This window comes from Pseudonocardia wallangbongensis (assembly GCF_054486945.1).
The window spans coordinates 465,904-488,931 of record NZ_JBRERS010000005.1 but is presented as its reverse complement, the minus strand read 5'-3'; the positions used below and the strand labels follow the sequence as shown (position 1 = coordinate 488,931).

General features: G+C 73.0%; 24 protein-coding genes. 9 read left to right on the top strand and 15 right to left on the bottom strand.

Features of this window, described 5'->3' with window-relative positions:
• Window positions 1–26: 26 nt before the first annotated feature.
• The 4 genes from ACU436_RS21355 to ACU436_RS21340 form a co-directional block, all read right to left on the bottom strand.
• Window positions 27–1,019 carry a zinc-dependent alcohol dehydrogenase family protein gene (locus tag ACU436_RS21355; RefSeq protein WP_459027880.1) on the bottom strand — a complete coding sequence of 331 codons (993 nt, stop codon included), beginning with the start codon at window positions 1,017–1,019 and terminating at the stop codon, window positions 27–29.
• Entirely contained in the window at window positions 1,016–1,894 is an 879-nt protein-coding gene (locus ACU436_RS21350; protein ID WP_459027879.1) for a carbohydrate ABC transporter permease, read from the bottom strand. The genes ACU436_RS21355 and ACU436_RS21350 overlap by 4 nt, the downstream gene beginning before the upstream one ends.
• Window positions 1,891–2,841 (bottom strand): carbohydrate ABC transporter permease, encoded by a 951-nt coding sequence (locus ACU436_RS21345; RefSeq protein ID WP_459027877.1) that lies wholly within the window; start codon window positions 2,839–2,841, stop codon window positions 1,891–1,893. The genes ACU436_RS21350 and ACU436_RS21345 overlap by 4 nt, the downstream gene beginning before the upstream one ends.
• A 112-nt stretch (window positions 2,842–2,953) precedes the next feature.
• On the bottom strand, window positions 2,954–4,306 hold the full coding sequence (locus ACU436_RS21340; protein ID WP_459027875.1) for an ABC transporter substrate-binding protein: 1,353 nt from the start codon (window positions 4,304–4,306) through the stop codon (window positions 2,954–2,956).
• Window positions 4,307–4,471: 165 nt separating this feature from the next.
• Between ACU436_RS21340 and ACU436_RS21335 the strand changes: the two genes are divergently transcribed.
• From ACU436_RS21335 to ACU436_RS21325, 3 genes are all read left to right on the top strand, one after another.
• Window positions 4,472–5,434, top strand: a complete 963-nt coding sequence (locus ACU436_RS21335; protein ID WP_459027874.1) for a sugar-binding transcriptional regulator — start codon at window positions 4,472–4,474, stop codon at window positions 5,432–5,434.
• Between the two features lie 2 nt (window positions 5,435–5,436).
• Window positions 5,437–6,219, top strand: a complete 783-nt coding sequence (locus tag ACU436_RS21330) for a phosphotransferase (protein WP_459027872.1) — start codon at window positions 5,437–5,439, stop codon at window positions 6,217–6,219.
• A gap of 149 nt (window positions 6,220–6,368) precedes the next feature.
• Window positions 6,369–7,535: a MalY/PatB family protein gene (locus tag ACU436_RS21325; RefSeq protein ID WP_459027870.1), complete on the top strand. Its 1,167-nt coding sequence runs from the start codon at window positions 6,369–6,371 to the stop codon at window positions 7,533–7,535.
• A gap of 221 nt (window positions 7,536–7,756) precedes the next feature.
• On the opposite strand, the gene ACU436_RS21320 is transcribed toward ACU436_RS21325, so the two are convergent.
• From ACU436_RS21320 to ACU436_RS21310, 3 genes are read right to left on the bottom strand one after another with little or no spacing between them, the layout of a single operon-like run.
• Window positions 7,757–8,140 (bottom strand): hypothetical protein, encoded by a 384-nt coding sequence (locus ACU436_RS21320; protein ID WP_459027869.1) that lies wholly within the window; start codon window positions 8,138–8,140, stop codon window positions 7,757–7,759.
• A 10-nt stretch (window positions 8,141–8,150) separates the two neighbouring features.
• Complete coding sequence (locus tag ACU436_RS21315; RefSeq protein WP_459027867.1) at window positions 8,151–9,194, bottom strand: SDR family oxidoreductase; 1,044 nt, start codon at window positions 9,192–9,194, stop codon at window positions 8,151–8,153.
• A 10-nt stretch (window positions 9,195–9,204) separates the two neighbouring features.
• Window positions 9,205–10,365: an MFS transporter gene (locus tag ACU436_RS21310; RefSeq protein ID WP_459027865.1), complete on the bottom strand. Its 1,161-nt coding sequence runs from the start codon at window positions 10,363–10,365 to the stop codon at window positions 9,205–9,207.
• 113 nt (window positions 10,366–10,478) lie between these two features.
• Here ACU436_RS21310 and ACU436_RS21305 point away from each other — a divergent pair, with 113 nt between their 5' ends.
• The gene (locus ACU436_RS21305; protein ID WP_459027863.1) at window positions 10,479–10,952 is read left to right on the top strand and encodes a MarR family winged helix-turn-helix transcriptional regulator; all 474 of its coding nucleotides are present in this window, start codon (window positions 10,479–10,481) and stop codon (window positions 10,950–10,952) included.
• A gap of 9 nt (window positions 10,953–10,961) precedes the next feature.
• Window positions 10,962–11,327, top strand: coding sequence for a VOC family protein (locus ACU436_RS21300; RefSeq protein WP_459027861.1), 366 nt, complete (start codon window positions 10,962–10,964; stop codon window positions 11,325–11,327).
• On the opposite strand, the gene ACU436_RS21295 is transcribed toward ACU436_RS21300, so the two are convergent.
• The 5 genes from ACU436_RS21295 to ACU436_RS21275 form a co-directional block, all read right to left on the bottom strand.
• The gene (locus ACU436_RS21295) at window positions 11,324–11,689 is read right to left on the bottom strand and encodes a rhodanese-like domain-containing protein (RefSeq protein WP_459027859.1); all 366 of its coding nucleotides are present in this window, start codon (window positions 11,687–11,689) and stop codon (window positions 11,324–11,326) included. The two genes, ACU436_RS21300 and ACU436_RS21295, sit on opposite strands and share 4 nt — an antisense overlap.
• Window positions 11,686–12,240 carry a cysteine dioxygenase gene (locus ACU436_RS21290; RefSeq protein ID WP_459027857.1) on the bottom strand — a complete coding sequence of 185 codons (555 nt, stop codon included), beginning with the start codon at window positions 12,238–12,240 and terminating at the stop codon, window positions 11,686–11,688. The genes ACU436_RS21295 and ACU436_RS21290 overlap by 4 nt, the downstream gene beginning before the upstream one ends.
• Before the next feature lie 332 nt (window positions 12,241–12,572).
• Entirely contained in the window at window positions 12,573–13,442 is an 870-nt protein-coding gene (locus ACU436_RS21285; RefSeq protein ID WP_459027855.1) for an endonuclease domain-containing protein, read from the bottom strand.
• 170 nt (window positions 13,443–13,612) lie between these two features.
• The gene (locus tag ACU436_RS21280) at window positions 13,613–14,449 is read right to left on the bottom strand and encodes an alpha/beta hydrolase (protein ID WP_459027853.1); all 837 of its coding nucleotides are present in this window, start codon (window positions 14,447–14,449) and stop codon (window positions 13,613–13,615) included.
• 26 nt (window positions 14,450–14,475) lie between these two features.
• Entirely contained in the window at window positions 14,476–16,143 is a 1,668-nt protein-coding gene (locus ACU436_RS21275) for a carboxypeptidase-like regulatory domain-containing protein (RefSeq protein ID WP_459027851.1), read from the bottom strand.
• 222 nt (window positions 16,144–16,365) lie between these two features.
• Between ACU436_RS21275 and malQ the strand changes: the two genes are divergently transcribed.
• From malQ to ACU436_RS21260, 3 genes are all read left to right on the top strand, one after another.
• Window positions 16,366–18,333, top strand: a complete 1,968-nt coding sequence (gene malQ, locus ACU436_RS21270; RefSeq protein WP_459027849.1) for a 4-alpha-glucanotransferase — start codon at window positions 16,366–16,368, stop codon at window positions 18,331–18,333.
• Window positions 18,326–19,102 carry a 2-keto-4-pentenoate hydratase gene (locus tag ACU436_RS21265; RefSeq protein WP_459027847.1) on the top strand — a complete coding sequence of 259 codons (777 nt, stop codon included), beginning with the start codon at window positions 18,326–18,328 and terminating at the stop codon, window positions 19,100–19,102. The genes malQ and ACU436_RS21265 overlap by 8 nt, the downstream gene beginning before the upstream one ends.
• A 63-nt stretch (window positions 19,103–19,165) precedes the next feature.
• On the top strand, window positions 19,166–19,537 hold the full coding sequence (locus ACU436_RS21260) for an RNA-binding S4 domain-containing protein (RefSeq protein ID WP_459027846.1): 372 nt from the start codon (window positions 19,166–19,168) through the stop codon (window positions 19,535–19,537).
• Window positions 19,538–19,547: 10 nt separating this feature from the next.
• On the opposite strand, the gene ACU436_RS21255 is transcribed toward ACU436_RS21260, so the two are convergent.
• Window positions 19,548–20,483, bottom strand: coding sequence for a DMT family transporter (locus ACU436_RS21255; RefSeq protein WP_459027844.1), 936 nt, complete (start codon window positions 20,481–20,483; stop codon window positions 19,548–19,550).
• A gap of 137 nt (window positions 20,484–20,620) precedes the next feature.
• On the opposite strand from ACU436_RS21255, the gene ACU436_RS21250 reads away from it, so the two are divergent.
• Complete coding sequence (locus tag ACU436_RS21250; protein ID WP_459027842.1) at window positions 20,621–21,058, top strand: ATP-binding protein; 438 nt, start codon at window positions 20,621–20,623, stop codon at window positions 21,056–21,058.
• A gap of 40 nt (window positions 21,059–21,098) precedes the next feature.
• On the opposite strand, the gene ACU436_RS21245 is transcribed toward ACU436_RS21250, so the two are convergent.
• A complete protein-coding gene (locus tag ACU436_RS21245; protein WP_459027840.1) occupies window positions 21,099–22,037 on the bottom strand; it encodes a choice-of-anchor P family protein in 939 nt (312 codons plus the stop codon).
• Between the two features lie 15 nt (window positions 22,038–22,052).
• Window positions 22,053–22,898: a L,D-transpeptidase gene (locus ACU436_RS21240; protein ID WP_459027838.1), complete on the bottom strand. Its 846-nt coding sequence runs from the start codon at window positions 22,896–22,898 to the stop codon at window positions 22,053–22,055.
• Window positions 22,899–23,028 lie beyond the last annotated feature (130 nt).

The window sequence follows — 23,028 nt, the reverse complement described above, 5'->3', positions numbered from 1 at the left end:
CGAAGTTGGTGTGCGAGCGGTCCGAGCTACTTGGTCGGCGTCACCTGGATCTTGCGGCCGACGCCCTGGCGGAACTGGTCCAGGGCCGCCGGGTACTCCTCGAGCCCCATCCGGTGACTGATCATGACGTCGGGGCGCAGCGCCCCTTCGGCGAAGAGCTCGGCCGCGCGTTCGAAGCTGTGCAGCACGGCCATCGAGCCGACGATCCGGATCTCCTTGTTGTAGATCCGGTACGGCGAGAAGGACGCGGTGGCGTCCTCGTTGGCCACGCCGAACTGTTGGAACGTGCCGCCGGGCGCCACCCGGCCCAGGCCGTCCTCGATGGCGGCGACCACGCCGGTGCAGTCGACGACGATGTCCCAGCCGCGCGGCCGATCGAGCTCGTCGGCGCTGGTGACGGTGGCCGTGCAGCCCAGCTCGCGGGCGGTCTCCAGGCGGGTGGGGTTGAGGTCGACCATGTCGACGCTCGCCGCGCCCGCCCGCTTCGCCAACTCCATCATCATCAGGCCCATCGTGCCGGCGCCGTAGATGAGGTAGTGGTCGCCGAGCTGCGGCTGCAGCACGTCGAACCCCCGCACCGCGCACGACAGCGGCTCGATCAGCGCGGCGTCCGCGGGTGCGACGCTCTCCGGGAGCCGCACGCAGTTGGCCACCGGCGCCACCGCGAACTCGGCCGCCCCGCCCGCCGTGCTCACGCCGATGGCGCCCCAGCGCTCGCAGAGGTTGCCCCGGCCCCGCCGGCAGTAGTGGCACTCGTGGCAGTACAGCGACGGGTCGACGGCCACCTGGTCGCCCACCCGCACCTCGGTGACGTCCGCCCCGACCGCCACGACCTCGCCTGCGAACTCGTGCCCGGGCACGACCGGCAGCGTCGGGGCGAACTCGCCTTCCGCGATGTGCAGGTCGGTGCCGCAGATGCCGCAGCCCGCGACCGCCACCACCACCTCCCGGGAGCCGGGCGCCGGGTCCGGGACCGTCTCCAGGGTCACCGCGTCGGCGCTGATCACGGCGGCCCTCACTTGATCGCCCCCAGTGAGAGTCCCTGGACGAGCTTGTCCTGCGCCGCGAACCCCGCGATCAGCACCGGGAGCGACACCACCACCGACGCCGCGCACACCGTGGCCAGGAACAGCCCCTGGCTGGTGACGAAGCCGGTGAGGAACACGGGCGCCGTCTGCGCCACGGTGGCGGTGAGCACCCGGGCGAACAGCAGCTCGTTCCAGCTGAAGATGAAGCAGATCAGCGACGTGGCCGCGATGCCAGGCAGCACCATCGGCACGACGACCGTGCGCAGGGTGCGCGGGAGGCTGCAGCCGTCGATGGACGCCGCCTCGAGCACCTCCACCGGCACCTCGGCGAGGAACGAGCGCATCATCCACACCGCGATCGGCAGGTTCATCGACGTGTACAGGATGATCAGCAGCCAGATGTTGTCGAGCATCCCGATGCTCTGCGCGATCAGGTAGACGGGCAGCAGGCCCGCCACCACCGGCAGCATCTTCGTGGACAGGAAGAAGAACAGCACGTCCGTCCACTTGCGCACCGGCCGGATCGACAGCGCGTACGCCGCCGGGATGGCGAGCACCAGCACCAGCGCTGTGGACAGCACGCTCGCCGTCAGCGAGTTCAGCAGCGCAGGCCACGGGCTCGTGCCGGTCTGGGCCCCGAAGAAGTTCGCGTAGCCGTCGAACGTGAGCGGCGCGAAGAGCGACGGCGGGTTGGTGGCGGCGTCCGTCTCGCTGTGCAGCGACGTGAGCACCATCCACAGCACCGGCAGCACGAACAGCACGCCGACGACCCACGCGAGCACCGAGAGCAGGGCGCCGGCCGCGTTGCGGGGCCGCGGGTTGACCGGCGGCGCGCTCGTGCGCGTCGCCTCCAGGGTGGCGGTCATCGGGCCCCCTCCTCACGGAACAGCGACGACACGGTGCGCAGCGCGAACGTGGCGATGATGATCGTCCCGATCACGACGACGACGCCCGCCGCCGACGCACGGCCGTAGTCGTGCGCGTTGTAGAAGATCTGGTAGATCGTGTAGGGCAGGTTCGCCGTGCCCAGGCCGCCCGAGGTGATCGTGAAGACCGCGTCGAAGTTCTGCACGATGTAGATCGACCCGAGCAGGGCGCCCAGCTCCAGGTACTGGCGCAGGTGCGGGAGCGTCATGTGCCGGAAGATCTGGCCCGACGTGCAACCATCGATCTTCGCGGCCTCGATCACGTCGAGCGGCTTGCTCTGCAGCCCCGCCAGCAGGATCAGCATCATGAACGGCGTCCACTGCCAGACCAGCGACGCCACGATCGCCGTGAGCGGCATCGTGGAGATCCAGTCCGGCTGCGGGGCGTTCTCACCGAAGATCCAGGTCAGCACGCCGTTGAAGAGGCCGTACTCGGGGTTGTAGAGCGCGTGCTTCCACACGAGTGCCGCGGCGACCGGCACCACGAGGAACGGTGTGATCATCATCGTGCGGACGAACCCACGGCCGCGGAACGCGCGGTCCAGCAGCAGCGCGATGGCGAGGCCGAGCACGAGGCTGACCAGCACCACCGACACCGTGAGAACGATCGTCGTGACGATCGAGTCGCGGGTGGTGACGTCGGTGAGCACCCGCCGGTAGTTGTCGAACCCGGCGAACCCGACCTCGTCCGGGTAGTAGGCGTTCCAGTTCATGAACGAGATGACCAGCGTGCCGACGAACGGCAGCTGCGTCACGATGATCAGGAAGATCAGCGCGGGCAGGAGCGGGGCGCGGCGGGCCCAGTCGCCCGCCCGGCGCAGCGCGGCACCCTCCCCCGCGGACTGCTGAGGGCCAGGTGAAGTGCGCGGTTCCACCGTCGTACTCATCGTTCGCCCTCGCTCTGCTTACCCGCCCCGCCGGCTCCGCCGGCTACCGTCCCCCGAGGCTCGGTCGACGCTTCGCGAATACGCTGTGACATCGATTCGCTCGCAAGCTCGCTCATGACTGCCCCTCCGCCCGGGAGCGGTACCGCTCCGCCACGTCGTCGGCCTGCTGCTGGCCCCGGTCGAGGGCCTCGTCCACCGTCTCCAGCCCGGCGATGGCCGAGCTCACCTCCTGCGACACCTGCGTGCCGAGGTCGGGGAACTCCGGGATGCCGACGAACTGGATGCCGAGTGCGGGCCTCGGCTGCACGCCCGGGTTGCGCGGGTCGGCATTCGCGATCGCGGAGCGGGTCTGCTCGGCGAAGGCGCCCGCCTCGGCCAGGTACTGCGGGTTCTCGTAGGTCGACGCCCGCTTGCCCGCCGGCACGTCCGCCCAGCCGACCTGCTCGCCGACCAGCTGCTCGTACTCCTTGCTCGACGCCCACGAGATGAACTTCCACGCGGCGTCCTTCTTCTCACTGGCCGCCTGGATCCCCCACGCCCAGGCGTACAGCCACCCGGAGTGGTCGGTCTCGACCACCGGCGCGGGCGCGTAACCGATCTTGCCGCGCACCGGCGAGTCGGCGGCCTCCAGCGAGCCGGCTGCCGACGTGGCGTCGTACCACATGGCGGCGTTGCCCTGCACCATGTTGTTCAGGCACTCCGTGAAGCCGGCCTGCGGCGCGCCCGCCTCGCCGTGCTCACGCACGAGATCGACGTAGAACTGCACGGCCTTCGTGAACTCCGGCGAGTTCACACCGGCCTGCCAGTCCTCGGTGAACCAGGTGCCGCCGAACGTGTTGACCACCGTCGTCAGCGGCGCGAAGACCTGACCCCAGCCCGGCTGGCCGCGCAGGCAGATCCCGGCCATGCCGGGCTGCACGCCGTCGATCCGGGCGGCGATGTCGGCGACCTGCGGCCACGTGGGCTTCTCGGGCATCGTGATGCCCGCGGCCTGCAGCACGTCGGCGCGGTACATGAGGAACGAGGACTCGCCGTAGAAGGGCTGGCCGTAGATCTGGCCGTCCGGGCCCTTCAGGGACTCGGCCATCGGCGGGAGGATGTCCGCCTGGTCGAAGCTCGGGTCCGCCGCGATGTAGGAGTCCATCGGCGCGATCCAGTGGCTGCGCGCGTAGATCGGGATCTCGAAGTTGGACAGCGACGCGACGTCGTACTGACCGGCCTGGCTGGAGAACTCCTGGCTGATCTTGTCGCGTACATCGTTCTCGGGCAGCGCCGTGAAGTTGACGGTGATGCCGGTCTCTTGGGTGAAGTGCTCGGCCGTCAACCGCTGCAGATCCACCATCTGCGGGTTGTTGACCATCAGCACGTTGATGCTGTTCGCCCCACCGCCCCCGACGCTGCCGCCCCAGCCCGCGCAGGCGGTGCTCGTCAGCAGTACGACGAGGGAGAGCAGCGCCGTCCGCATGCCCTGTCGCCTCATTGCGTCCCTCCGGCATCGGTGCCCGACTCAGGTGCTCAGATGAGCACAACCCCGATCACACGATCAGAAGTGTGGCAACGACCCACCCTCAACTCAATGGTCCATGGAAGAATGGGCGCAGTTCCGCTCATATGAGCGATGGAGGCGGTAGTGGCGATCGACGGCAGCGCGCGCGGCCCGGCCCAGCTCGTGCTGACGGCGTCGGTCGCGCGCCGGTACTACCTCGACGGCCGGTCCAAGGTCGAGATCGCGCAGGAGTTCGCGCTGAGCCGGTTCAAGGTCGCCCGGCTGCTCGACGACGCGCGCAACAGCGGGCTCGTCCGGATCGAGATCGGCCATCCCGGCTCGGTCGACGTGGAGCTGTCGGACCGGCTCATGTCGGCGCTCGGCCTGCAGCACTGCATCGTCACCGACACCCCCGACGACGTACCCGCCACGATGCGCGCCCACCTGGGCGCCGCCGCAGCCGAACTGCTCACCGAGATCGTCACCCCCGACGACGTGCTGGGCTTGTCCTGGGCGCGCTCCGTGAGCTCGATGGCCAACGCGCTGCAGCGGCTCGCCCCCGTACCCGTGGTGCAGCTCACCGGGGCGCTCGCGCGTCCCGGCGTCGACGACAGCTCGATCGAGGTGGTCCGCGACGTCGCCCGGGTGGCCGGCGGGCCCGCCTACTTCTTCTACGCCCCGATGTCGGTGCCCGACGCCGCCACCGCACAGGCCCTTCGCCGGCAGCCCGAGGTCGCGCAGGCGTTCTCGCGCATCGGCTCGGTCACCCGCGCCGTCGCGGGCGTCGGGGCGTGGGAGCCGGAGCAGTCCACGCTGTTCGACGCCACCAGCGCGGCCGAGCGCCGCGAGCTGGCCGGCCGGGGCGTGTGCGCCGAGATCTCGGGCGTTCTCGTCGACGCCGACGGAAGCCCGGTGCGCTCCGCCCTCACCGAGCGGATGATCGGTATCACGGCCGAGCAGATGCGCGCCGTACCCGAGGTGATCGCGATCGTCTACGGAGGGGCCAAGGTGCGGGCGGTTCTGGCAGCGGTGCGGGGTGGAATGGTGAACAGCCTGGTGACGCACTCGACGCTCGCCGAATCGCTGATCACCGCGGCGGGGACCTGAGTGTGGAGGTGCCACTGCTGGGCGGCACGGCCAACCGCGGGCGCGTCCACCGGGTCGGCAACACCGTCCGCCGCCCGCTGCGCCCCACCAGCAGCGCCACCCACGCGCTCCTGCGGCACCTGGAGGACGTCGGGTTCGACGGGGCGCCGCGCGTGCTCGGCGTCGACGACGCCGGGCGGGAGATGCTCAGCTACGTGCCCGGCCACGCGGTCACCGCGCCGGCACCGGCGTGGGGCCTCACCGACCACGCGCTGCGCAGCGTCGGGCGGCTGCTGCGCCGCTTCCACGACGCCGCGGCGGCGTTCGATCCCGCCCCGTTCCGCTGGTCGCACCGGGCGCCCGCCCCGTTCGACGGCCGCGGTATCGCCCACAACGACCCGAACCTCGACAACGTGATCTTCCGCGCGGGCCAGGCCGTCGCGCTCATCGACTTCGACCTGGCCGGGCCCGGCTCGGCCGTCTGGGACGTCGCGGCCGCCGCGCGGCTGTGGGCGCCGCTGCGCGACCCGGTCGACACCACCGACGCCCGCCGTGGCCGCGAGCTGGAACGCACCCGGATCCTCCTGGACGCGTACGGGCTCGACGACGCGGGCCGGGCGGCCTTCCTCCCCGCGCTGCGTGACTCGCACGCCTGGATGTGCGAGATCGTGCGCCACGGCGCCACCCGCGGCGTACCCGGCTTCGCCGCCTACTGGACCCCTGAGGCCGCCGCCCGCCAGGAGCGGGCGATGGCCTGGGTCGACCGGAACGCCGACGCGATCGAGGAGGCGCTCCGCGCCCAGTGAGCGAGCGCAGCGAGCGAGCCATGGACACAGCGTGGGCCGCGAAGCGGCCGACCGAGCGCAGCGAGGGAGGACGGTGAGCGGTTACGCGTGCCATAGCACTCGTATCCACTCACGACCCGGCAGCAGCCGCGCCGACCTACGCTGCGGGCATGGAGCCCGTGCTCGACCCGCTCTTCGACGAGCTGGCCATCGAGGACCTGCGCAGCCGGCCGGGATCGAAGTGGCGCGTGGACCCCGACGTCATCCCCGCATGGGTGGCCGACATGGACTTCCCGGTCGCGCCGGTGGTCGCCGACGCCATCGAGCACACGGTGCGCCACGGCGACCTCGGCTACCCGCGCTGGGAGGACGGGCACCCGCTGCGCGTCGCGTTCACCGACCGGATGCGCGAGCGCTACGGCTGGGCCGTCGACCCCGCCGACGTGCGCGAGCACACCGACGTCGTGCAGGCCGTGCAGGTCCTGCTGCACCTCGGCACGGCCCCCGGCGACGCGGTCGCGGTGCACACCCCGACCTACCCCCCGTTCCACCACACCGTGGGTGCGATGGGCCGCAAGCGGGTGGACGTGCCGTTCCTCCGGACGTCCGCGGGCTGGGCGGCGAACACCGCGGGCCTCGCCGACGCCGTCGCCGCACACGACTGCCGGGCGCTGCTGCTGGTCAACCCGCACAACCCGACGGGGCGCGTGCTCACCCGCCACGAGCTCGCCGAGATCGCCGCGGTCGCCCGCCGGCACGACCTGCTGGTGATCAGCGACGAGATCCACGCCGAGCTGGCCTTCGCGCCGAACCGGCACGTGCCGTTCGCCTCCCTCGATGCCGACGCCGCGGCCCGCACGGTCACGCTGACCTCCGCGAGCAAGGCGTTCAACCTGGCCGGGCTGCGCTGCTCGGTGGCGCACTTCGGGCCGCAACGCCTGCTCGCCCTCCGGGACGCGGAGCCGACCGAGCTGTACGGCGCTGTCTCCACGCTCGGCGTCGTGGCCGGCGTCGCCGCCTGGCGGGACGGTGCCGACTGGCTCGCCCGGCTGCTGCGCGTGCTGGACCGCAACCGGCGGCGGGTGGCCGCGGCCGTCGCCTCCTGGACCCCGGACCCGGACCCGATGCCGGAGGCCACCTACCTCTACTGGTTCGCCGCCGACGCGCTGGGGCTGGGCGACGAGCCGCTCGACGAGGTGCTCACCCGCGCCCGCGTGCAGCTCGCCGGCGGGCCCGTGTTCGGCGCAGAGGGCCGCCGCTACCTGCGGCTCAACTACGCCACCAGCGCGGCGGTGCTGGAGCAGGTGCTCGGCAGGCTGGGGACGCTCGCCCGATGATCCGCGCAGCAGGATCCCCCGGAGAATGCCCGCACCCCGCAGCGACGCGACCCATGATCGATGCGAGCAGCACACCAGCGGGGATGCCGCGACCGTGATCGACGAGTGCGGTTGCAGAGCCGCACCGGTGCGGCTGGAGAACCGCATGCGCTGATCAAGCCTGGGCAGCACCCCTTGCGAAACAGAGGGGTGACAGCAGGCCCGAGTTGTTCAGGAGGCTCCTACGCCCGGACGCCGACCTGCCCGACCGCCCCGCGCAGGCCGACGCAGCCCACGCACCCGACGCAGCCCACGCAGTCGACGCACCCGACACATGCCACGCAGCGGCGGCAGGCCACGCAGCCCAGGCACGCGATGCACGCGGCCAGCGCGACGCTGAGCAGCGTCAGCACCGAGCCGGCGATCGCGACGCTGCCCGCTGTCGCGACACTGCCGGCCACCGCGGCACTCCCGGACGTCGCGACGCTCCCGGCCACCCCGGCGCTGCCCGCCGTGGCAACGCTGCCGGCCACGGCGACGCTGCCCCCGGTGGCCACGCTTCCCGCCACGGCCACGCTGTTGTCGGTCGCGATGCTCCCGCTGACCGAGAGCTCCTGGTCGCCCATCCGACGCACGCTACCCGGGAATGATCCGGCGCTTGCGCAGGTCGTCGAACAGCCCGAGCAGCATGGCCTCGGTGTCGACGTAGCGGTGGAAGCCGAACCGGCGGGCCTTCGAGGTGTCGGCGAACATGTCGTAGTCCCAGGACAGGACGAAGTCGCCGAACGCCCAGGAGGACACGTCGGCGTACGGGGTCGGGGCGAGCTCGTGCCGGGCGACCATCGCGTCCCACACCGATGACTTGTCCGCCATGACGTCCTGCAGGGACATCGGCAGCGGCGGCGCGAGCTCCAGCCCGAACGCGTCGGCGACGACCGGCCACATCCGGTTCCAGCGGAACAGGTCCCCGTTGGCGATGTTGAACGCCTCGTTCGCGCAGCGCGGATCGGTGGCGGCCCAGACCGTCGCCTCGGCGAGCAGCCCGGCGTCGGTGAGCTCGAGCAGCGCGTCGTAGGCGCCCGGCCTGCCCGGGAAGCGCAACGGCACGCCGAGCTCCTTGCTGATCGACGCGTACACCGCGAGCACGACACCGAGGTTCATCGGGTTGCCCAGCCCGAAACCCGCGACCACCGACGGCCGGATCGCGGACCACGTCCACCCGGCGGCGGCCGCGCGCTCCTCCACGAGCCGCTGCTGGTCGACGTTGAACTCCGGCGGCATGTGCGGCGGGTCGCTCTCCTTGGCCGGCGTCGAGAACGGGCCGAGGTGCGCGCCGTAGACCTTGTAGCCCTGCATCAGGCTGACGTGCTGCAGGTCGGGGAGCTCGGCGTCGAGGACGGTGCGCAGCATCGTGACGTTCGGCTCGACGAGCTCCGACCACGTCGGCCGGTCCTGGTAGGCGGCGTAGAACACGTGCGTGATGCCCGGGTGGGCGCGCAGCGCGTCCCGCACGGAGGCGGGGTCGAACAGGTCGGCGGCCACGTGGCGCACCGGGCCGTCGGCGGGTCCGCCGCGGCGCGACAGGCCGACGACGTCCCAGCCGGGCAGTCCGGCGAGGTGCTCGGCGAGCGTGCCGCCGATGACGCCGCGGGCGCCGACGACGAGTGCGGTTCCGGTCATGGGGTCCTCCTCAGACGGTGGTGGGGGCGCGGCGCCGGTCGAGCGCCACGGAGACGACGGCGACCCCGACGCCGGCGGCGGCCATCGCCGCGCCGACGAGGTTGGCCGCGGGGATTCCGAACCCGGCGCCGATCACGAGGCCGCCGAGCGCGGCGCCGACGGCGTTGCCGAGGTTGAAGGCGCCGATGTTGGCGGCGGACGCCATCGTGCCGGCGCTGCCGGCGGCGTCGATCATCCTCGTCTGCAGGCCGGGTGCGGTCGCGAACGCGGCGGCACCCACCAGGAACAGCGTGATCGCGGCCGGGATCGGCGAGTGCACGGTGACGGTGAAGAGCATCAGGGCGATGGCGAGGGTGGCGATCGTCCCGATGATCGCGGGCATCAGGGCCCGGTCGGCGATCCTGGCGCCGACGAGGTTCCCGACGACCAATCCGGCGCCGAACAGGAGCACCAGCCAGGTGAGCGCGCTCGACGGGAAACCCGCGACGTCGACCATGAGCGGCGCGACGTAGGTGAAGGAGGCGAACACACCCCCGAACCCGAGCGCGGTCATCCCCAGGGCCAACCACACCTGGGGACGGCGGAACGCCGCCAGCTCGGTGCGCAGGTTCGCGGCCGGGTCGGCGGGGCGGTCGGGCACGAGCGCGAGCACGCCGACGGCGCCGGCCACGCCGAGCGCGGCCACCGCCCAGAAGGTGCTGCGCCAGCCGAACGCCTGCCCGAGCAGCGTGCCGAGCGGTACGCCGACGACGTTGGCGAGGGTGATCCCGGTGAACATCATCGCGATCGCGGCGGCCCGGCGCTGCGGCGCGACGAGGCCCGCGGCGACGACCGAGCCGACGCCGAAGAACGCGCCGTGGCACAGCGAGGCGACGACGCGGCTGACCATCATCAACGCGTAGTCGGACGCGAGCGCGGACCCGATGTTGCCGATCACGAACAGGCCCAGCAGCCCGACCAGCACGGGCTTGCGGCGCAGCGGGGTGGCCGCCGCGGAGAGCAGCGGCGCCCCGACGAAGACGCCCAGCGCGTAGCCGGAGACGAGCAGGCCCGCGGCGGGGATGTCCACGTGGAAGTCGGCGGCGATCTCGGGGAGCAGGCCGGTGGGCACGAACTCGGTGGTGCCGATGGCGAATGCGCTGATGGCGAGGGCCAGCAGGGCGAGCGGCATGGTCGGACTTCCTCTGCATGCGATCGAACGCGTGTATCGCGCGTCAGCAACAGTTGCACACGCGGCCTATTGCGGCAAGCAGGTATGGTGGCGCGCACAGAGGAGGTGGCGAGATGGCGATCGCGGACGACGCCGTCGAGGTGCGCGCGCAGGGCTGGCGCACCCTCGCCGCGCTGCACGGGCGGCTGGAGGACGCCCTCGAGAAGGCGCTGCAAACCGAGTTCGACCTGTCGGTCGTCGAGTACACGGTGCTCGACACCCTCGCCCGCCAGGACGGCTGGCACATGCGGATGCAGCAGCTCTCACGCGCCGCCGCGCTCTCCCACAGCGCCACCACCCGGCTCGTCACCCGGCTGGAGAACCGGGGACTGCTCGCGCGGTTCCTGTGCCCCGACGACCGCCGCGGGATCTACAGCCAGATCACCGACCACGGCCGCGACCTGCTCGAACGCGCCCGGCCGATGCACGATGCCACGCTCAAGGAGGCGCTCGACGCCGCCGCGGCCGTCCCCGAGCTCGGCCGGCTCGTCGACGCGCTCCACGGAGCAGCAAGCCAGGAGAAGCCACAGCGGGCCGCAGGCGCCTAACCTCGGCGGATGGTCAGCGTGCGCTACATCGTCGACGACGTGGACGCCGCCGTCGACTTCTACACCACCCACATCGGCTTCGACGTGAAGATGCGGCCGGCTCCCGGCTTCGCGATGCTCTCGCGCGGCGAGCTCACGCTCCTGCTGAACTCACCGGGAGCGGGCGGCGCGGGGCAGACGTTGTCCGACGGCACCGTGCCCGAACCGGGCGGCTGGAACAGGTTCCAGATCGAGGTCGACGACCTCGACGACCTCGTCGCCCGGCTCCGGGAGGCCGGAGCCACCTTCCGCAGCGACATCATCGTCGGCCGGGGCGGGCGCCAGGCCCTCCTGCAGGACCCCGCGGGCAACCTCGTCGAACTCTTCCAGTACTAGCCGAAGGCCCGCTTCCAGGCGCGGTAACCGCCGTCGAGATCGGTGGCGTTGCGCAGCCCGAGGTCCTGCAGCGAGGCGGCGGCGAGGCTGGAGCTGTAGCCCTCCGAGCACACGACGATCCAGGTGACGTCGTGGTCGACCGCCTCCGGGATGCGGGCGTCGGAGGCGGGGTCGAGCCGCCACTCGATGTGGTTGCGCTCGATCACCAGCGCCCCCGGCAGCTCGCCCTCGTCCGCGCGCTGCCAGGCCGGGCGGGTGTCGACGAGGATGGCGCCCTTGCGCGCCATCTCGGCCGCACGCCGCGGATCCGGCCGGTCGAGCCGGGCACGGGCCACCGCGAGCAGCTCGTTCACGCTGGTCATCCCACTCCCTTCATCGGGCCGGCCTCCGACGAACCGGACTCTACGAGGACGCTCCGCGTCCTGCGCAGCCGCGCGCCGGGCTCGACCGTGTAGTACGACATCGCGGTCAGCGGCGGCGAGTAGGCGTGCACCGACACAGCGGGGGTCGGTTCGGTGTTCCCGACGTCGTGCACGTGGCCCAGCGGGAAGCCGAGGGTGCGCCCGGCACGCACCCGCCGCTCGCGCAGGCCGTGCCCCACCCAGCGCTGCTCGACGAGGCTCCCGGACACGACCGTGAGCGCCCCGAGCGAGCCGGCGTGGTCGTGCAGCTCGGCGGTCTGCTCGGCGGCCCAGCTGATCAGCCAGACGTCCCAAGGCACTTCTGATGGATCAATGCCGTCAGGCAGAGATCCATCAGGGAAGGCGCAGTACTGGTCGCTGCGCAGCAGGCGGTACCAGCGCCGTTCCGGGTCGACCTCGACCTCGTGGCGGCCGGCGCGCACATCCTCGGCGACGTCGCGGGTCAAGGCGGTGAGATCGCCCAGAGCAAGGGGCGTGGGGGCGTGCAGCACGGAGGACTCCAGTGGTGACGGTTCGAGCGGACGCGGGAGGTCAGCTCGGGCGACAGCACTGGTCGAACGCGTCCGCGCGACGGGAACCCCAGATCTCTCCGAGGATGGTGGCGGGCGACATTCGCGTATATCAACACACCTCGCGACGCGATTTCCACTTGCTCCCACGGCCCGGGAACCGGCGCCGCAATGTCCGGGCATCCGTGCACTGATCGTTCCCAGATGTGCCCGGGGGCCGCGGGCAGGGCCGAACCCGCGATCTCGCCGCGATCGATCGATCCGAGATGCGCCGGATCGCCCCTACGCGGGCACTCGGCCCGATGTCGAAACGATCAGACAGCCCGAGCACCGCGCTGATGCGCGGCCCGGCGGAGCGCGTCGCGCACCACAGAGGCCATCCACCACGGCCGACCGAGCACCACCGCCGCCCGGAACCGCAACACGATCCAACCGCAGCGGCCCAGGTAGGTGGCCCGGTGCAGGTCGCGCAGGGCCCGGTCGGGATCGAGGTGGTCGCGACCGTCGTACTCGACGGCCACCATCACCTCCGGGTAGGCCATGTCGAGCCGGTACGGACCGACCGGGTGCTGCAGCGTGGGCGGCGGGAGCCCGGCGAAGTGCAGCGCAAGGCGGATGCGCGTCTCCATGGGCGACTCGGCGAGCGCGTTCGACAGCGCGACCACTTCCGGTAGCTGCGCGCTCCCCCGGCTGCCCAGGTGGCGACGGGCCAGGAGCAGGACGTCGGCGGGAACGATCTTTTGCACGAAACCGAGCGCATCCAGCGCGACGACCGCCTCGACCAGCGGCAGCCGGCGCGCCAGATCGTACGCCGTGCGCAGCGGGCCGGTGACGATGCAGCCGGCTGCTTCGGTGACCTCGTCGGGGGCGAGCTCGTCGTGCCGGACGAGCAGGCCCCGGCGCGTCAGGAGTCCGCGGGGCGTGACGATCTCGGCCGGGACATCGACGGGTCCGCACGACGCCCCGAGCAGCTCGGCCGCGGAGAAGCCGCCGAGCGCGCCGCCGCCGTCGAGGAGCAGGTACGCCGCGCGCGTGCGCACCTCGAAGGTGATCTCGACGTCGGCGCGGATGTAGATCCCGGTCAACAGGCGGCGGAAGCGGGGGCCACGCAGGGCCTTGGGCGTGACGAGCCCGGCGAGGACGGCATCGGTTCCGCGGAACGGACGGCGCAGATCGATCGGCATGGCCTGCACTGACGGCGGTCGAGACGGACCGGTTCCACCCGCGGTCGAGATCGTTCCGAGATTGGCCTCAACGCCCGGCTCAGGGCGAATGCGGTCGTCTCGGAACGATCGATCGGTCCGAGATGCGCCGGATGGGCCGGCCAGGGGCGGTCAGGCGGATCTCGGGGCGATCATGCGTGGGCGGCGAGCCAGTCGCGCAGGTCGCCGAGCGGGCCGTCGCGCTCGGGCTCGTTGTAGATCTCGTGCCAGAGCCCCTCGTACCACCGGACGGTGAGGTCGGGTGAGCCGCAGGCGGCCTCCAGGCGGCGGAACCCGGACGGGTCCACGATCGCGTCCAGGGCGCCGTGCTGCATGAGCACGGGCAGGCGCAGGCCGCGGGCCCGCTCCGGGAGCACGTCGAACTGCCCGACCAGCGCGGCGGAGAGCCCGAGCGTGGGGTGACCGTGGTGCACGAGCGGATCGGCCCGGTAAGCCGCGTACACCGCGGGGTCCTTGCTGATCTTCGAGGCGTCGATGCCGGCCGGGCGCAGCGTCGGCGCGACCTTCCCGACGGCCCGCAGCACGCGCACCGCCGCCTTCGGCACCGTGCTGTTGGCGAGCGCGGGGGCGGAGAGCACGATCCCGGCGAGGTCGCCCTGGTGGTCGAGCGCGTAGGCCAGCGCGATCTGGCCGCCCATGCTGTGACCGAGCAGGAACACCGGAAGGCCCGGGTGGCGCGCGACGACGGTGCGGCGGAACGCGTCGAAGTCGGCCAGCCAGTCGGCGTAGCGACGCAGGTGCGCGCGCCGACCGCCGGAACGCCCGTGGCCGCGGTGGTCGAGGCCGTACACGGCCCAGCCCTCCGGAACGAGCGCGTCGACCACGGTGCCGTAGCGCCCGGCGTGCTCACCGAGGCCGTGGGAGAGCAGCACCACCCCGCGCAGGTCGCCGGCCGGGAGCCAGCCCTGCCAGAACAGCTCCACGCCGCCCACGCCGGGCAGCCGACCCTCGATCCTCTGGTGCTCCACGGGCCGCCGTCGTCAGCGCAGGCCACTCATCGCACGGCGTCGCGCAGACGCGGTGACGTCGAATCGCTCGCAAGCTCGCTCATGGCGTCGTCCCGCGCCGGGCCGCCGCCCGCCACCCGAACCGGTTCGAGCGCGACGTCGTGGCGCACATCGGCCTCCTCCGCAACCTCGAGCAGCGCGGCCACCGGCTCGTACCCGGGGGCCGTCACGGACAGCCCGTACTCGCCGGCGCCGATGTCGCCGATCCGGTAGGTGCCCTCCGCGTCGGTGTCGACCGCGTCGACGGCCTCCCCGTCCTGCACGAGCGTGACGCGGGCGCCTGTGACCGGACCGTTCGCGCCGTTGGCGGAGCCCGACACGGACGCCGAACGCGCGATGAGCACGTCGGTCTCGGTGGCCGGGCCGGCCACCGTGATCGCCACGGCACCCGGCTGATGGCCGGCGGCGGTCGAGACGAGCACGTACCCGCCCGGGGCCGGAGCGAGCACCTCGCCCCGCCCCTCCGCGTCGGCGGCACCGGCGGCGACGTCGCCGCCGCGGTCGTCGAGCAGGGTGACCGTGGCCCCGCCCACCACCGTGCCGTCGCGGCGGATCACGCGGTACTGCACGGGCTGCGCGGCGCCCGCCTCGACCGGTGTCTCCGGCTCCTCGGGATGTTCCATGGCGACCACGGGGGTGTTGTCCGGGCGCGCCGCCGGGTCGGCGAACCCGAAGGTCCGCACGAGGGCGAGGTCGGCCGCGGCCTGCTCCGCCGCCTTCTCGTCGGGCGTCTGCCGGCTGCGACGAGGCTCCTCCGATGCGTCCTCGGCTTCCGGGTCGTCCCCTTCGCCCGGGATCTCCTCGTCCGGTTCCGCGGAACCTGCGGCCTCGGCGACCGCCTCGGGCGCGATCCAGACAGCCTGCGGCTGGGCGGCCGGCTCCGCCGGGGCGGGCTCGGACGACGCCGCCGCCTCGGGCTCGGTCCAGTCGGCGGACTGCGGCTGAGCAACCGGCTCCGTCGCCACCAGCTCGGGCGACGCCGCCACCTCCTCGACCGGAGCCTCGGGCTCGGTCCAGACGGCCTGCGGTTGCACCTCGGCAGCCGGAGCTTCCGGCTCCTGCGGCACGTCCGTGCGCGACTCGGGCTCGGCCGGGGCGGGCGCCTCCGGTTCGGCGGGCACCACCGGCGCCGGCTCGGCGGCCTCCACCGGCGCGGCCGGCTCGGCGGCCGGGACGACCCGCAGCGGTGCCGGCGGCGCCGGGGGCTCGCGCCAGGCCTGGCCACCGCCGAGCCCGACGGCCATGCGGGCGCCGCGCTGCCATGGCGCGTTGTCCCCGTCGAGACGGGGTGAGGGCGGATCGGCCGACTCCCGCCGCACCCGGCCCGCAACGGGCGTCGGGCGCGGGGAGGGCGGTACGAATACCGGGGCGGGCGGCTCCGGAGCGGGCGGCGGAGGGGGCGGGGCCTCGGTGGCCGGCGCGGCGACCGGCGCGACCGCCCGCGCGATGCGGGGTTCCGGCGACACGGCGACACGCGGGGCGGCCTGCAGGGCCGTGGAGCCCGACTGCTCCCTGAGCCGGACCAGGTCGGCCACGGTGCGCGGCTGGGCGCCCGTCGCGGCGAACTGCCGTCGCACCCGCGGCGCGAACCGCACGACGAGCAGGATGCACCCCGCGACGACCAGCGCCAGCCCGATCAGAACGAGCGTGTTCATCGGACTTCTCCGCCCGCCCGCTCTGTCATGTCCCGACGCTCTCCGCTCCGCATCCGCCTTCGCCCCGCGGCCCTGCCTTGCGGGAGCCCGCCGCAGGGAACCTAGCACCTGTTCCTGATCTGGGCAGGGAGCGATGGAGAGCGTGTTGCCGCAGGTCACGGGCCGAACTGTGATCACTTGCGCGCCCCGGCATGCTTGCCCCCATCCGGGGAAAGGGAACATGTGGACAGCGAGCTGATCGAACTGGCGGCAGCGCACGGTGTCGCCACGAGCTACCGGGACGGGGACCGGCGCCCGGTCCAGGTGGATCCCGAGGTGGTGGTCCGGGTGCTGGGCCTGCTCGACGTCGACGCGGGCAGCCCGGAAGCGCGGCGCGCCGGCCTGGCCGCGGCGCGGGAGCGGGTGGCGAGCGGACGCCTGCCGGGCACGATCGCCACCCGAACGGACCGGACGCGGACCCTTCCCGAACCCGGCGTGTTGGTCGACGAGGCCGGTGAGCGGCGGGAGGTCGCCGAGATCCCGGCGGGGCTGGGGCCCGGGTGGTACCGGTTGGAGCTCGCGGAGCAGGAGGTCACGGTCGCCGTGGCGCCGCCCGCGCTGCCGCAGCCCGCGCGGGGCTGGGGATGGATGCTGCAGCTCTACGCGCTGCGGTCGGCGGGCTCGTGGGGCATCGGCGACCTCGGTGACCTGCGCGCGTTCACGCAGTGGACCGGCGTCGAGCACGGCGCGGACGCGGTGCTGCTCAACCCGCTGCACGCGATCACCCCCGTGCCTCCGGTGCAGCCGTCGCCCTACACCCCGTCGAGCAGGCGCTTCGGCACCCCGCTCGCGCTGCGGATCACCGACCTCGCGGCGTACACCCGTGCCGACGGGCCGACCCGGGCGGAGGTCGACGCGCTGCGACCGGAGCTCACCGGTGGCCGGATCGAGCACGATCGGGTGTGGGCCGCGAAGCGGGCGGTGCTGGAGCTGCTGTGGCGCAGCGAGGGCCGCCCGGAGCCCCGCGGCGCGGGCCCCGACCTGGAGGAGTTCGCCACCTACTGCGCCCTGGCCGAGCGGTACGGCGCACGCTGGAGCCGGTGGCCGCAGGGCCTGCGCCGGCCGGACGGCCCGGACGTCGCGTCCGCGAAGGCGGACCTCGCCCCGCGGGTCGCGTTCCACGTGTGGGTGCAGCGGCAGGTGCAGGACCAACTCGCGGGGGTGCGGGACGCGGCCCGGGTGGTCGGCGTGCGGGTGGTGCACGACCTCGCCGTGGGCTGCGACCCGGAGGGCGCCGACGGTTGGGCCCTGCAGGACGTGCTCGCGCAGGGCGTCCGGGTGGGTGCTCCCCCGGACGCGTTCAGCCAGCAGGGCCAGGACTGGGGGCTGCCGCCGTGGCGCCCGGACCGGCTCGATGCCACCGGCTACGCGGCGTACCGCGACCTCCTCCGGGCCCTGCTCCGCCAGGCCGACGGGCTGCGCATCGACCACGTCGCCGGGCTGTGGCGGCTGTGGTGGGTGCCGCCCGGCGAGGGCCCGGACCGGGGCACGTACGTGCACTACGACGCCGACGTCATGCTGGCCGTGCTCACGCTCGAGGCCCACCGCGCGGGCGCGCTCGTGATCGGCGAGGACCTCGGCACCGTCGAGCCCGAGGTCACGGAGGGCCTGGCCGGGCAGAACATCCTGGGCTCGTCGGTGCTGTGGTTCACCCGGGACCTCGACGCGCCCGGCAGACCGCTGCTGCCCCCGGGGGAGTGGCCGGAGGAGTCGGTGGCCACCGTCTCGACCCACGACCTCCCGACGGCCACCGGGTTCCTGCGCGGCGAGCACGTGCGGGTGCGCGCGGAGCTCGGGCTGCTCGACGACGTGGCGGCCGAGGAGGCGAAGGCTGCCGCCGAACGGCTGGAGCTGATCGAGCTGCTCCGCGTGCAGGGCCTGGTCGACGGCCCGGAGCCCGGGGAGGACCAGCTGGTCGTCGCGCTCCACGCGCTGCTGGCGCGCAGCCGCTCGCGCATGGTGCTCGTCTCGCCCTACGACGTGGTGGGCGAGGTGCGCCAACCCAACCTGCCCGGCACGATCGACGAGTACCCGAACTGGCGGCAGCCCCTGCCCGTCACGCTCGAGGAGCTGCGCGACGACCCGCGGGTGCGCGTGGTGGTCGACCAGCTCCGCCTGCACCGCGGCAGGCAGGATGACGGACATGTCTGACGAGAACCGCGCCGGCGGCGCCGCCGACCTCCTGTGGACATCCTGGACGTCCGGCGAGCGCATCGCCGCGCTCCCCGACGGCGTCATGCCCCGCGACGACGCCGAGGGGTTCGCCACGCAGCTCGCGCTCGGCGGGCACGCCGGACGCACCTACGGCTGGAAGATCGCGGCGACCACGACCGCGGGCCAGGCGCACATCGGGGTGAGCGGGCCGCTGCCCGGCCCGCTGTTCGAGCGGTTCCGCCACGAACCCGGCGACGTGCTGCCCAGCCACGACATGCACATGCGGGTCATCGAGGCCGAGTTCGCCTACCTCATGGGCTCCGACGTCGCGCCGGACGCGGGACCGGAGGAGATCCTCGCCGCGGTCGCCGGGTTGCACCTGGCCGTCGAGATCCCCGACTCGCGGTTCGCGCGCTACGAGACCGTCGGCGCCCCGCACCTGCTCGCCGACTGCGCCTGCGCCGGCCGGTTCGTGCTCGGCCCGCAGGTGCCCGGGTGGGCCGGGCACGACCTGTCCACATGGGCAACGGCCGTGTGGATCAACGGGGAGCAGGCTGCGACGGGGACCGGCGGCAACGTCCTGGGCGACCCCCGCAACGCGCTCGTCTGGATCGCCGAGGACCTGCGGCGGTACGGCCACGGGCTGCGCGCGGGCGAGCTCGTGACCACCGGCACGACGACCGCCCCGGTGCCGGTCGGACCGGGCGACGAGGTCCGCGCCGGCTTCGGCGAGCTGGGCGAGGTGTCCTTCCGCTTCGCCGGCTGACCCCCGAACACCCCGGCCGGATCCCGCTGGCCGCCCGGGCGCGCGACCGGCCATCATCGGGGAGTGGAGTCGACGCGACTGGACCGCTGGCTGTGGGCGGTCCGGCTGACCAAGACCCGGCCCGACGCCGCAGCAGCCTGCCGGGGCGGGCACGTGCGCGTGAACGACCGCCCCGCGAAGCCGGCCACGCCGGTGCACCCGGGCGACGAGGTGCGGGCCCGAGTGCACGACCGGACCCGGGTGGTCGAGATCGTGCGGGTGATCCAGAAACGGGTGGGCGCCGCCGACGCGGCGACCTGCTACATCGACCACACCCCTGCGCCGCCGCCCGAGGCGGTGGCGCCGGTGGCGCGCCGGGAGCGGGGTGCCGGGCGCCCGACGAAGCGGGAGCGCCGCGTCCTCGACGCGTTCCGTACCGGCGGAACGTCGAGCTAGGAGCGCCCTCCTAGGCCGCCGTCTCCACCCGCACGACGGGCCGCCGGGAGCGCTCGCGCAGGCCCAGCGCCGTCACCGAGACCACCACGACGAGCAGCCCGAGCCACTGGCCGGGCTCCAGGTGGGTGCCGAGCAGCCCAACGCCGATCAGCGTGGCCGTCACCGGGAACGCCAGCTCGGCGAGCGTGGCACGCGCGGCGGCCGTGGACCGCAGGCCGATGTAGTAGAGGGTCAGCCCGAGCAGGCCGGGCACGAGCGCGAGCAGTACGAGCGGGCCGAGCTGCGCGCCCGTCACCGCGACCGGGGCGCCCTGCGCGAGCAGCACCACGGCGCTGGCCGGCAGCCCGATGGCGAACCGCAGCACGGTGACGTCCCGGCTGGCGATGCGCACGCTGACCATGCGCCCGAGCACGGTGCCGACGGCCCACAGCGCCGCGGCGGCCACGGCGAGCAGCGCGGCGGTGACCGCCTGCGGCGCTGCCGACAGCGGATCCGGGAAGGCCATCAGCCACGCCCCGACGAGCGCCGGCACGGCGAACAGCCAGTAGCCCCGGCGCATGCGCTCGCCCAGCAGCAACGCGGCCGCGACCACGGCGATGACCGGCTGCAGCTTCTGCAGGACGAGGGGGGTGACCGGGTCGCCGTAGCGGAACGCCTGGGTGAACAGCGCCGTGGCCACCGCGGAGGCGCCGGCCCCGATCAGGACCAGCGCCAGCCGCTCACGCCCGCTCGCCGCGCGGAACGCCCGCACGGCCGACGGTACGAACGGCAGCAGCACCACGACGATCAGCAGGTGTTCCCAGAACACCACGGTGGCGGCCGGGAGCTGACCGGCGAGGGGTTGCCGCAGCAACCCGTCGGTCCCCCACATGGCAGCCGCGATGGCGATCAACCAGGTCCGGTCGGGGGCGCCCCCACGTCGATCCACGACACCGAACAACGCCATGGCCGCCGGATCCATACCCGGTCCCGTGAACCGCGGAACGGATCGGTTCGCCCCCGGAAGGACGGGGTACACCTGCTGCCATGGCCCCAGCCCCTTGCCGATCTGCGGAAGACAACGGCCCAGACCAGGAGTAGCCGATGACTGCGCTCGCGCGCGGACCGGGCCGGCTGAGAATGCGGCTCGCGGCACAGTCGCTTCCGGAGCGTCTGAGAGACATCCGTGCCCAAGTGGCGAGGTGGGCCGTCCGCCTCGGCCTGCCGTCCGACTCAGTCGACGACATCGTGCTGGCCACGCACGAAGCGCTGTCGAACGTCGCCGATCACGCCTACCCCGATGGAGAAGGTGACGCCGAGCTCGACGCGGCATGCGTGCAGGGCGAGGTGCGGGTGGTGGTGCGCGATCACGGCAGCTGGCGGACGCCGGCGCCCGACCCGGGTTGGCGCGGGCGGGGCCTGGTGCTCATCGCCGGGCTGGCCGAGCACGTCGACGTGCACCACGCCGCGGCCGGCACCAGCATCGCCATGCGCTGGCGCCTTCCCGACCAGGGCAGAAAGACGCGACGGGCGGGAGCCTGATCGGCTCCCGCCCGTCGCGGGGTGTGTCAGATGGTGTGCGTCAGCCGGTGACCGGCAGGGCCGCCTTCACCACGGACGGGGACGGAGCGGTGTCCGCCTTGACGTCGGAGTCGCCACCGTTGCCGGAGTCGTCGCCGTCGTCGTCGTTGCTGTTGTTGTCGCCGTCGCTGTTGTCGCCGTCGTCGCTGCCGTTGGAGTCGTTGTCGCCGTCGACGCTGTCGTTGTCGCCGTCGACGGAACCACCCTCCTGGCAGGTGGCGTTGCCGATGGTGACCTTCTGGAGGTCACCGCCGGTGCCGAGGGCACCGAGCTCGCCGACCAGCCCGCCGACGGTGTCGGTGTTGACGGGCAGGTCCTTGCCCAGCAGCTTGCCGAGGACCGGCAGCGAGGCCTTCTCCGACTCGGACAGCGGCTCGTCCGGGTCAGCGGCCTCCTGGCCGGGCAGCACGGTCAGCTCGATGCCCGTGACCGACAGCGAGCCGTCGGTGTTGCGCTTCTGGTCGTTCAGCGACAGCTTCACCAGCGGCGAGAGGTCGAGGCTCTTGCCGGGCACCGCGGTCTCCGGCAGCTCGTGTCCGAGGACCGAGCCGTTGACGATCTGCAGGCCGCCCTCGCCGCCGTCGCACCAGGTGCGGATGACGTCGGCCTTCAGGATGCCGAGGAGGTTGACCTCCTTGACCACGGTCTCGGCGCGGTTGGACTCGGCCTCCGAGGTCAGCACCCCGACGGCGAAGTCGTCCTCGTACTTGCCGGCGACGTCGCCGATCGACAGGAGCTCGTCGTGGACCAGCGTGCCGTCCGCGGACTTGACCTTGGAGATCGGGTTGATGTCGAGGAGGCCGGACGCCGAGAGCGCGAAGGCGCTGTCGCCGGTCGAGTCGTCGTCCTGTGCGAGCGCGGGAGTCGCGCCGAGCAGCAGGGTCGTCACCGCGGTGACGGCCCCGACCGCTGCCGCACCGGCGAGCTTCTTCGTCTTCACTGTGGTGCTAACCCCTCAATCCTCATCGATGATCACGAGCGTGCCGAGCGGGACCTCGGCGAGTTTCTGCAATGCGTCTTCCGGGACCCGGATGCAGCCGTTGCTGACGGCAGCGCCGAAGGAGCTCGCATCGGGCCAGGCGTGGATCGCGACGGTTCCCGGACCGCCACCGAAGCTGTCCAGCGTCGGGCTGTGCACCCCGAGCGGGAGGAACACCGACGAGTAGGTCTCGTTCGGGTTGCTGAACGCCCCCAGCAGGAACGTGCGGCCCGTCGGTGTCGGGGTCTCGGTCGTGCCGATACCCACCGACCACTCGTCCGCGACCTTGCCGTCGCGCACGAGCTCGAGCTTCTTCGCACCCAGGTGCACCTTGATGGCGTAGGGCGTCATGGCCCGCTCCACGTCGTCGGCGCGGATCCACCCGGAGGTCTGGGACGGCTTGGACGGCAGGAGCACCTGCACCCAGCCGGGCTGCTCGGCGATCACGGGGAGCCAGGTGTCGCCGAACTGCGTGGTCTCCATGCGAGCGACCGGACGCCCGTCGGGGGCGTCGCGCACCGGCGTTTCGCGGACCGGGTGCACGACCAGGCCGTTGGTGATCCCCGTGGGGTCGGGGTCGGCCGGCGCGCCGGTGAGTTCGGTGTAGGTGCTGCTCACCTGGAGATCGCCCGCAGGAACGTCGCCCTCCGCCACCGAGGAGGGGTCGGTGCCCCCGTCGCCGCCGAAGAAGGTGAAGCCCACTACGACGGCGGCCGCGACGACAACACCACCGATCGCCCCGAAGAGGATCCCCCGCCGGGACGGGCCGGGGCCCGTGCCCCGCGACGGCGCCGCCTCAGGCGGCGCGATGTGCTGTGACATGTCACCCAAACAGAGCTGGTCGGACAGGGACGGCCCGGACCGGATGAAGGGAGCGTCGTCCGGTCACAGTCCGCGTAATTGATCAAACGAGGCTCTCCCGTCCGGGTTACTCCGACTTGTCCGAGTGTCT

What these genes read in the sequence shown, in the direction of transcription:
- ACU436_RS21325 (WP_459027870.1), top strand. Translation starts at nt 6,369, where the DNA reads ATGGAGCCCGTGCTCGACCCGCTCTTCGACGAGCTGGCCATCGAGGAC.
- ACU436_RS21345 (WP_459027877.1), bottom strand. Translation starts at nt 2,841, where the DNA reads ATGAGTACGACGGTGGAACCGCGCACTTCACCTGGCCCTCAGCAGTCC.
- ACU436_RS21340 (WP_459027875.1), bottom strand. Translation starts at nt 4,306, where the DNA reads ATGCGGACGGCGCTGCTCTCCCTCGTCGTACTGCTGACGAGCACCGCC.
- ACU436_RS21300 (WP_459027861.1), top strand. Translation starts at nt 10,962, where the DNA reads ATGGTCAGCGTGCGCTACATCGTCGACGACGTGGACGCCGCCGTCGAC.
- ACU436_RS21265 (WP_459027847.1), top strand. Translation starts at nt 18,326, where the DNA reads ATGTCTGACGAGAACCGCGCCGGCGGCGCCGCCGACCTCCTGTGGACA.
- ACU436_RS21305 (WP_459027863.1), top strand. Translation starts at nt 10,479, where the DNA reads ATGGCGATCGCGGACGACGCCGTCGAGGTGCGCGCGCAGGGCTGGCGC.
- ACU436_RS21310 (WP_459027865.1), bottom strand. Translation starts at nt 10,365, where the DNA reads ATGCCGCTCGCCCTGCTGGCCCTCGCCATCAGCGCATTCGCCATCGGC.
- ACU436_RS21255 (WP_459027844.1), bottom strand. Translation starts at nt 20,483, where the DNA reads ATGGCGTTGTTCGGTGTCGTGGATCGACGTGGGGGCGCCCCCGACCGG.
- ACU436_RS21320 (WP_459027869.1), bottom strand. Translation starts at nt 8,140, where the DNA reads ATGGGCGACCAGGAGCTCTCGGTCAGCGGGAGCATCGCGACCGACAAC.
- ACU436_RS21350 (WP_459027879.1), bottom strand. Translation starts at nt 1,894, where the DNA reads ATGACCGCCACCCTGGAGGCGACGCGCACGAGCGCGCCGCCGGTCAAC.
- ACU436_RS21285 (WP_459027855.1), bottom strand. Translation starts at nt 13,442, where the DNA reads ATGCCGATCGATCTGCGCCGTCCGTTCCGCGGAACCGATGCCGTCCTC.
- ACU436_RS21250 (WP_459027842.1), top strand. Translation starts at nt 20,621, where the DNA reads ATGACTGCGCTCGCGCGCGGACCGGGCCGGCTGAGAATGCGGCTCGCG.
- ACU436_RS21315 (WP_459027867.1), bottom strand. Translation starts at nt 9,194, where the DNA reads ATGACCGGAACCGCACTCGTCGTCGGCGCCCGCGGCGTCATCGGCGGC.
- ACU436_RS21275 (WP_459027851.1), bottom strand. Translation starts at nt 16,143, where the DNA reads ATGAACACGCTCGTTCTGATCGGGCTGGCGCTGGTCGTCGCGGGGTGC.
- ACU436_RS21240 (WP_459027838.1), bottom strand. Translation starts at nt 22,898, where the DNA reads ATGTCACAGCACATCGCGCCGCCTGAGGCGGCGCCGTCGCGGGGCACG.
- ACU436_RS21295 (WP_459027859.1), bottom strand. Translation starts at nt 11,689, where the DNA reads ATGACCAGCGTGAACGAGCTGCTCGCGGTGGCCCGTGCCCGGCTCGAC.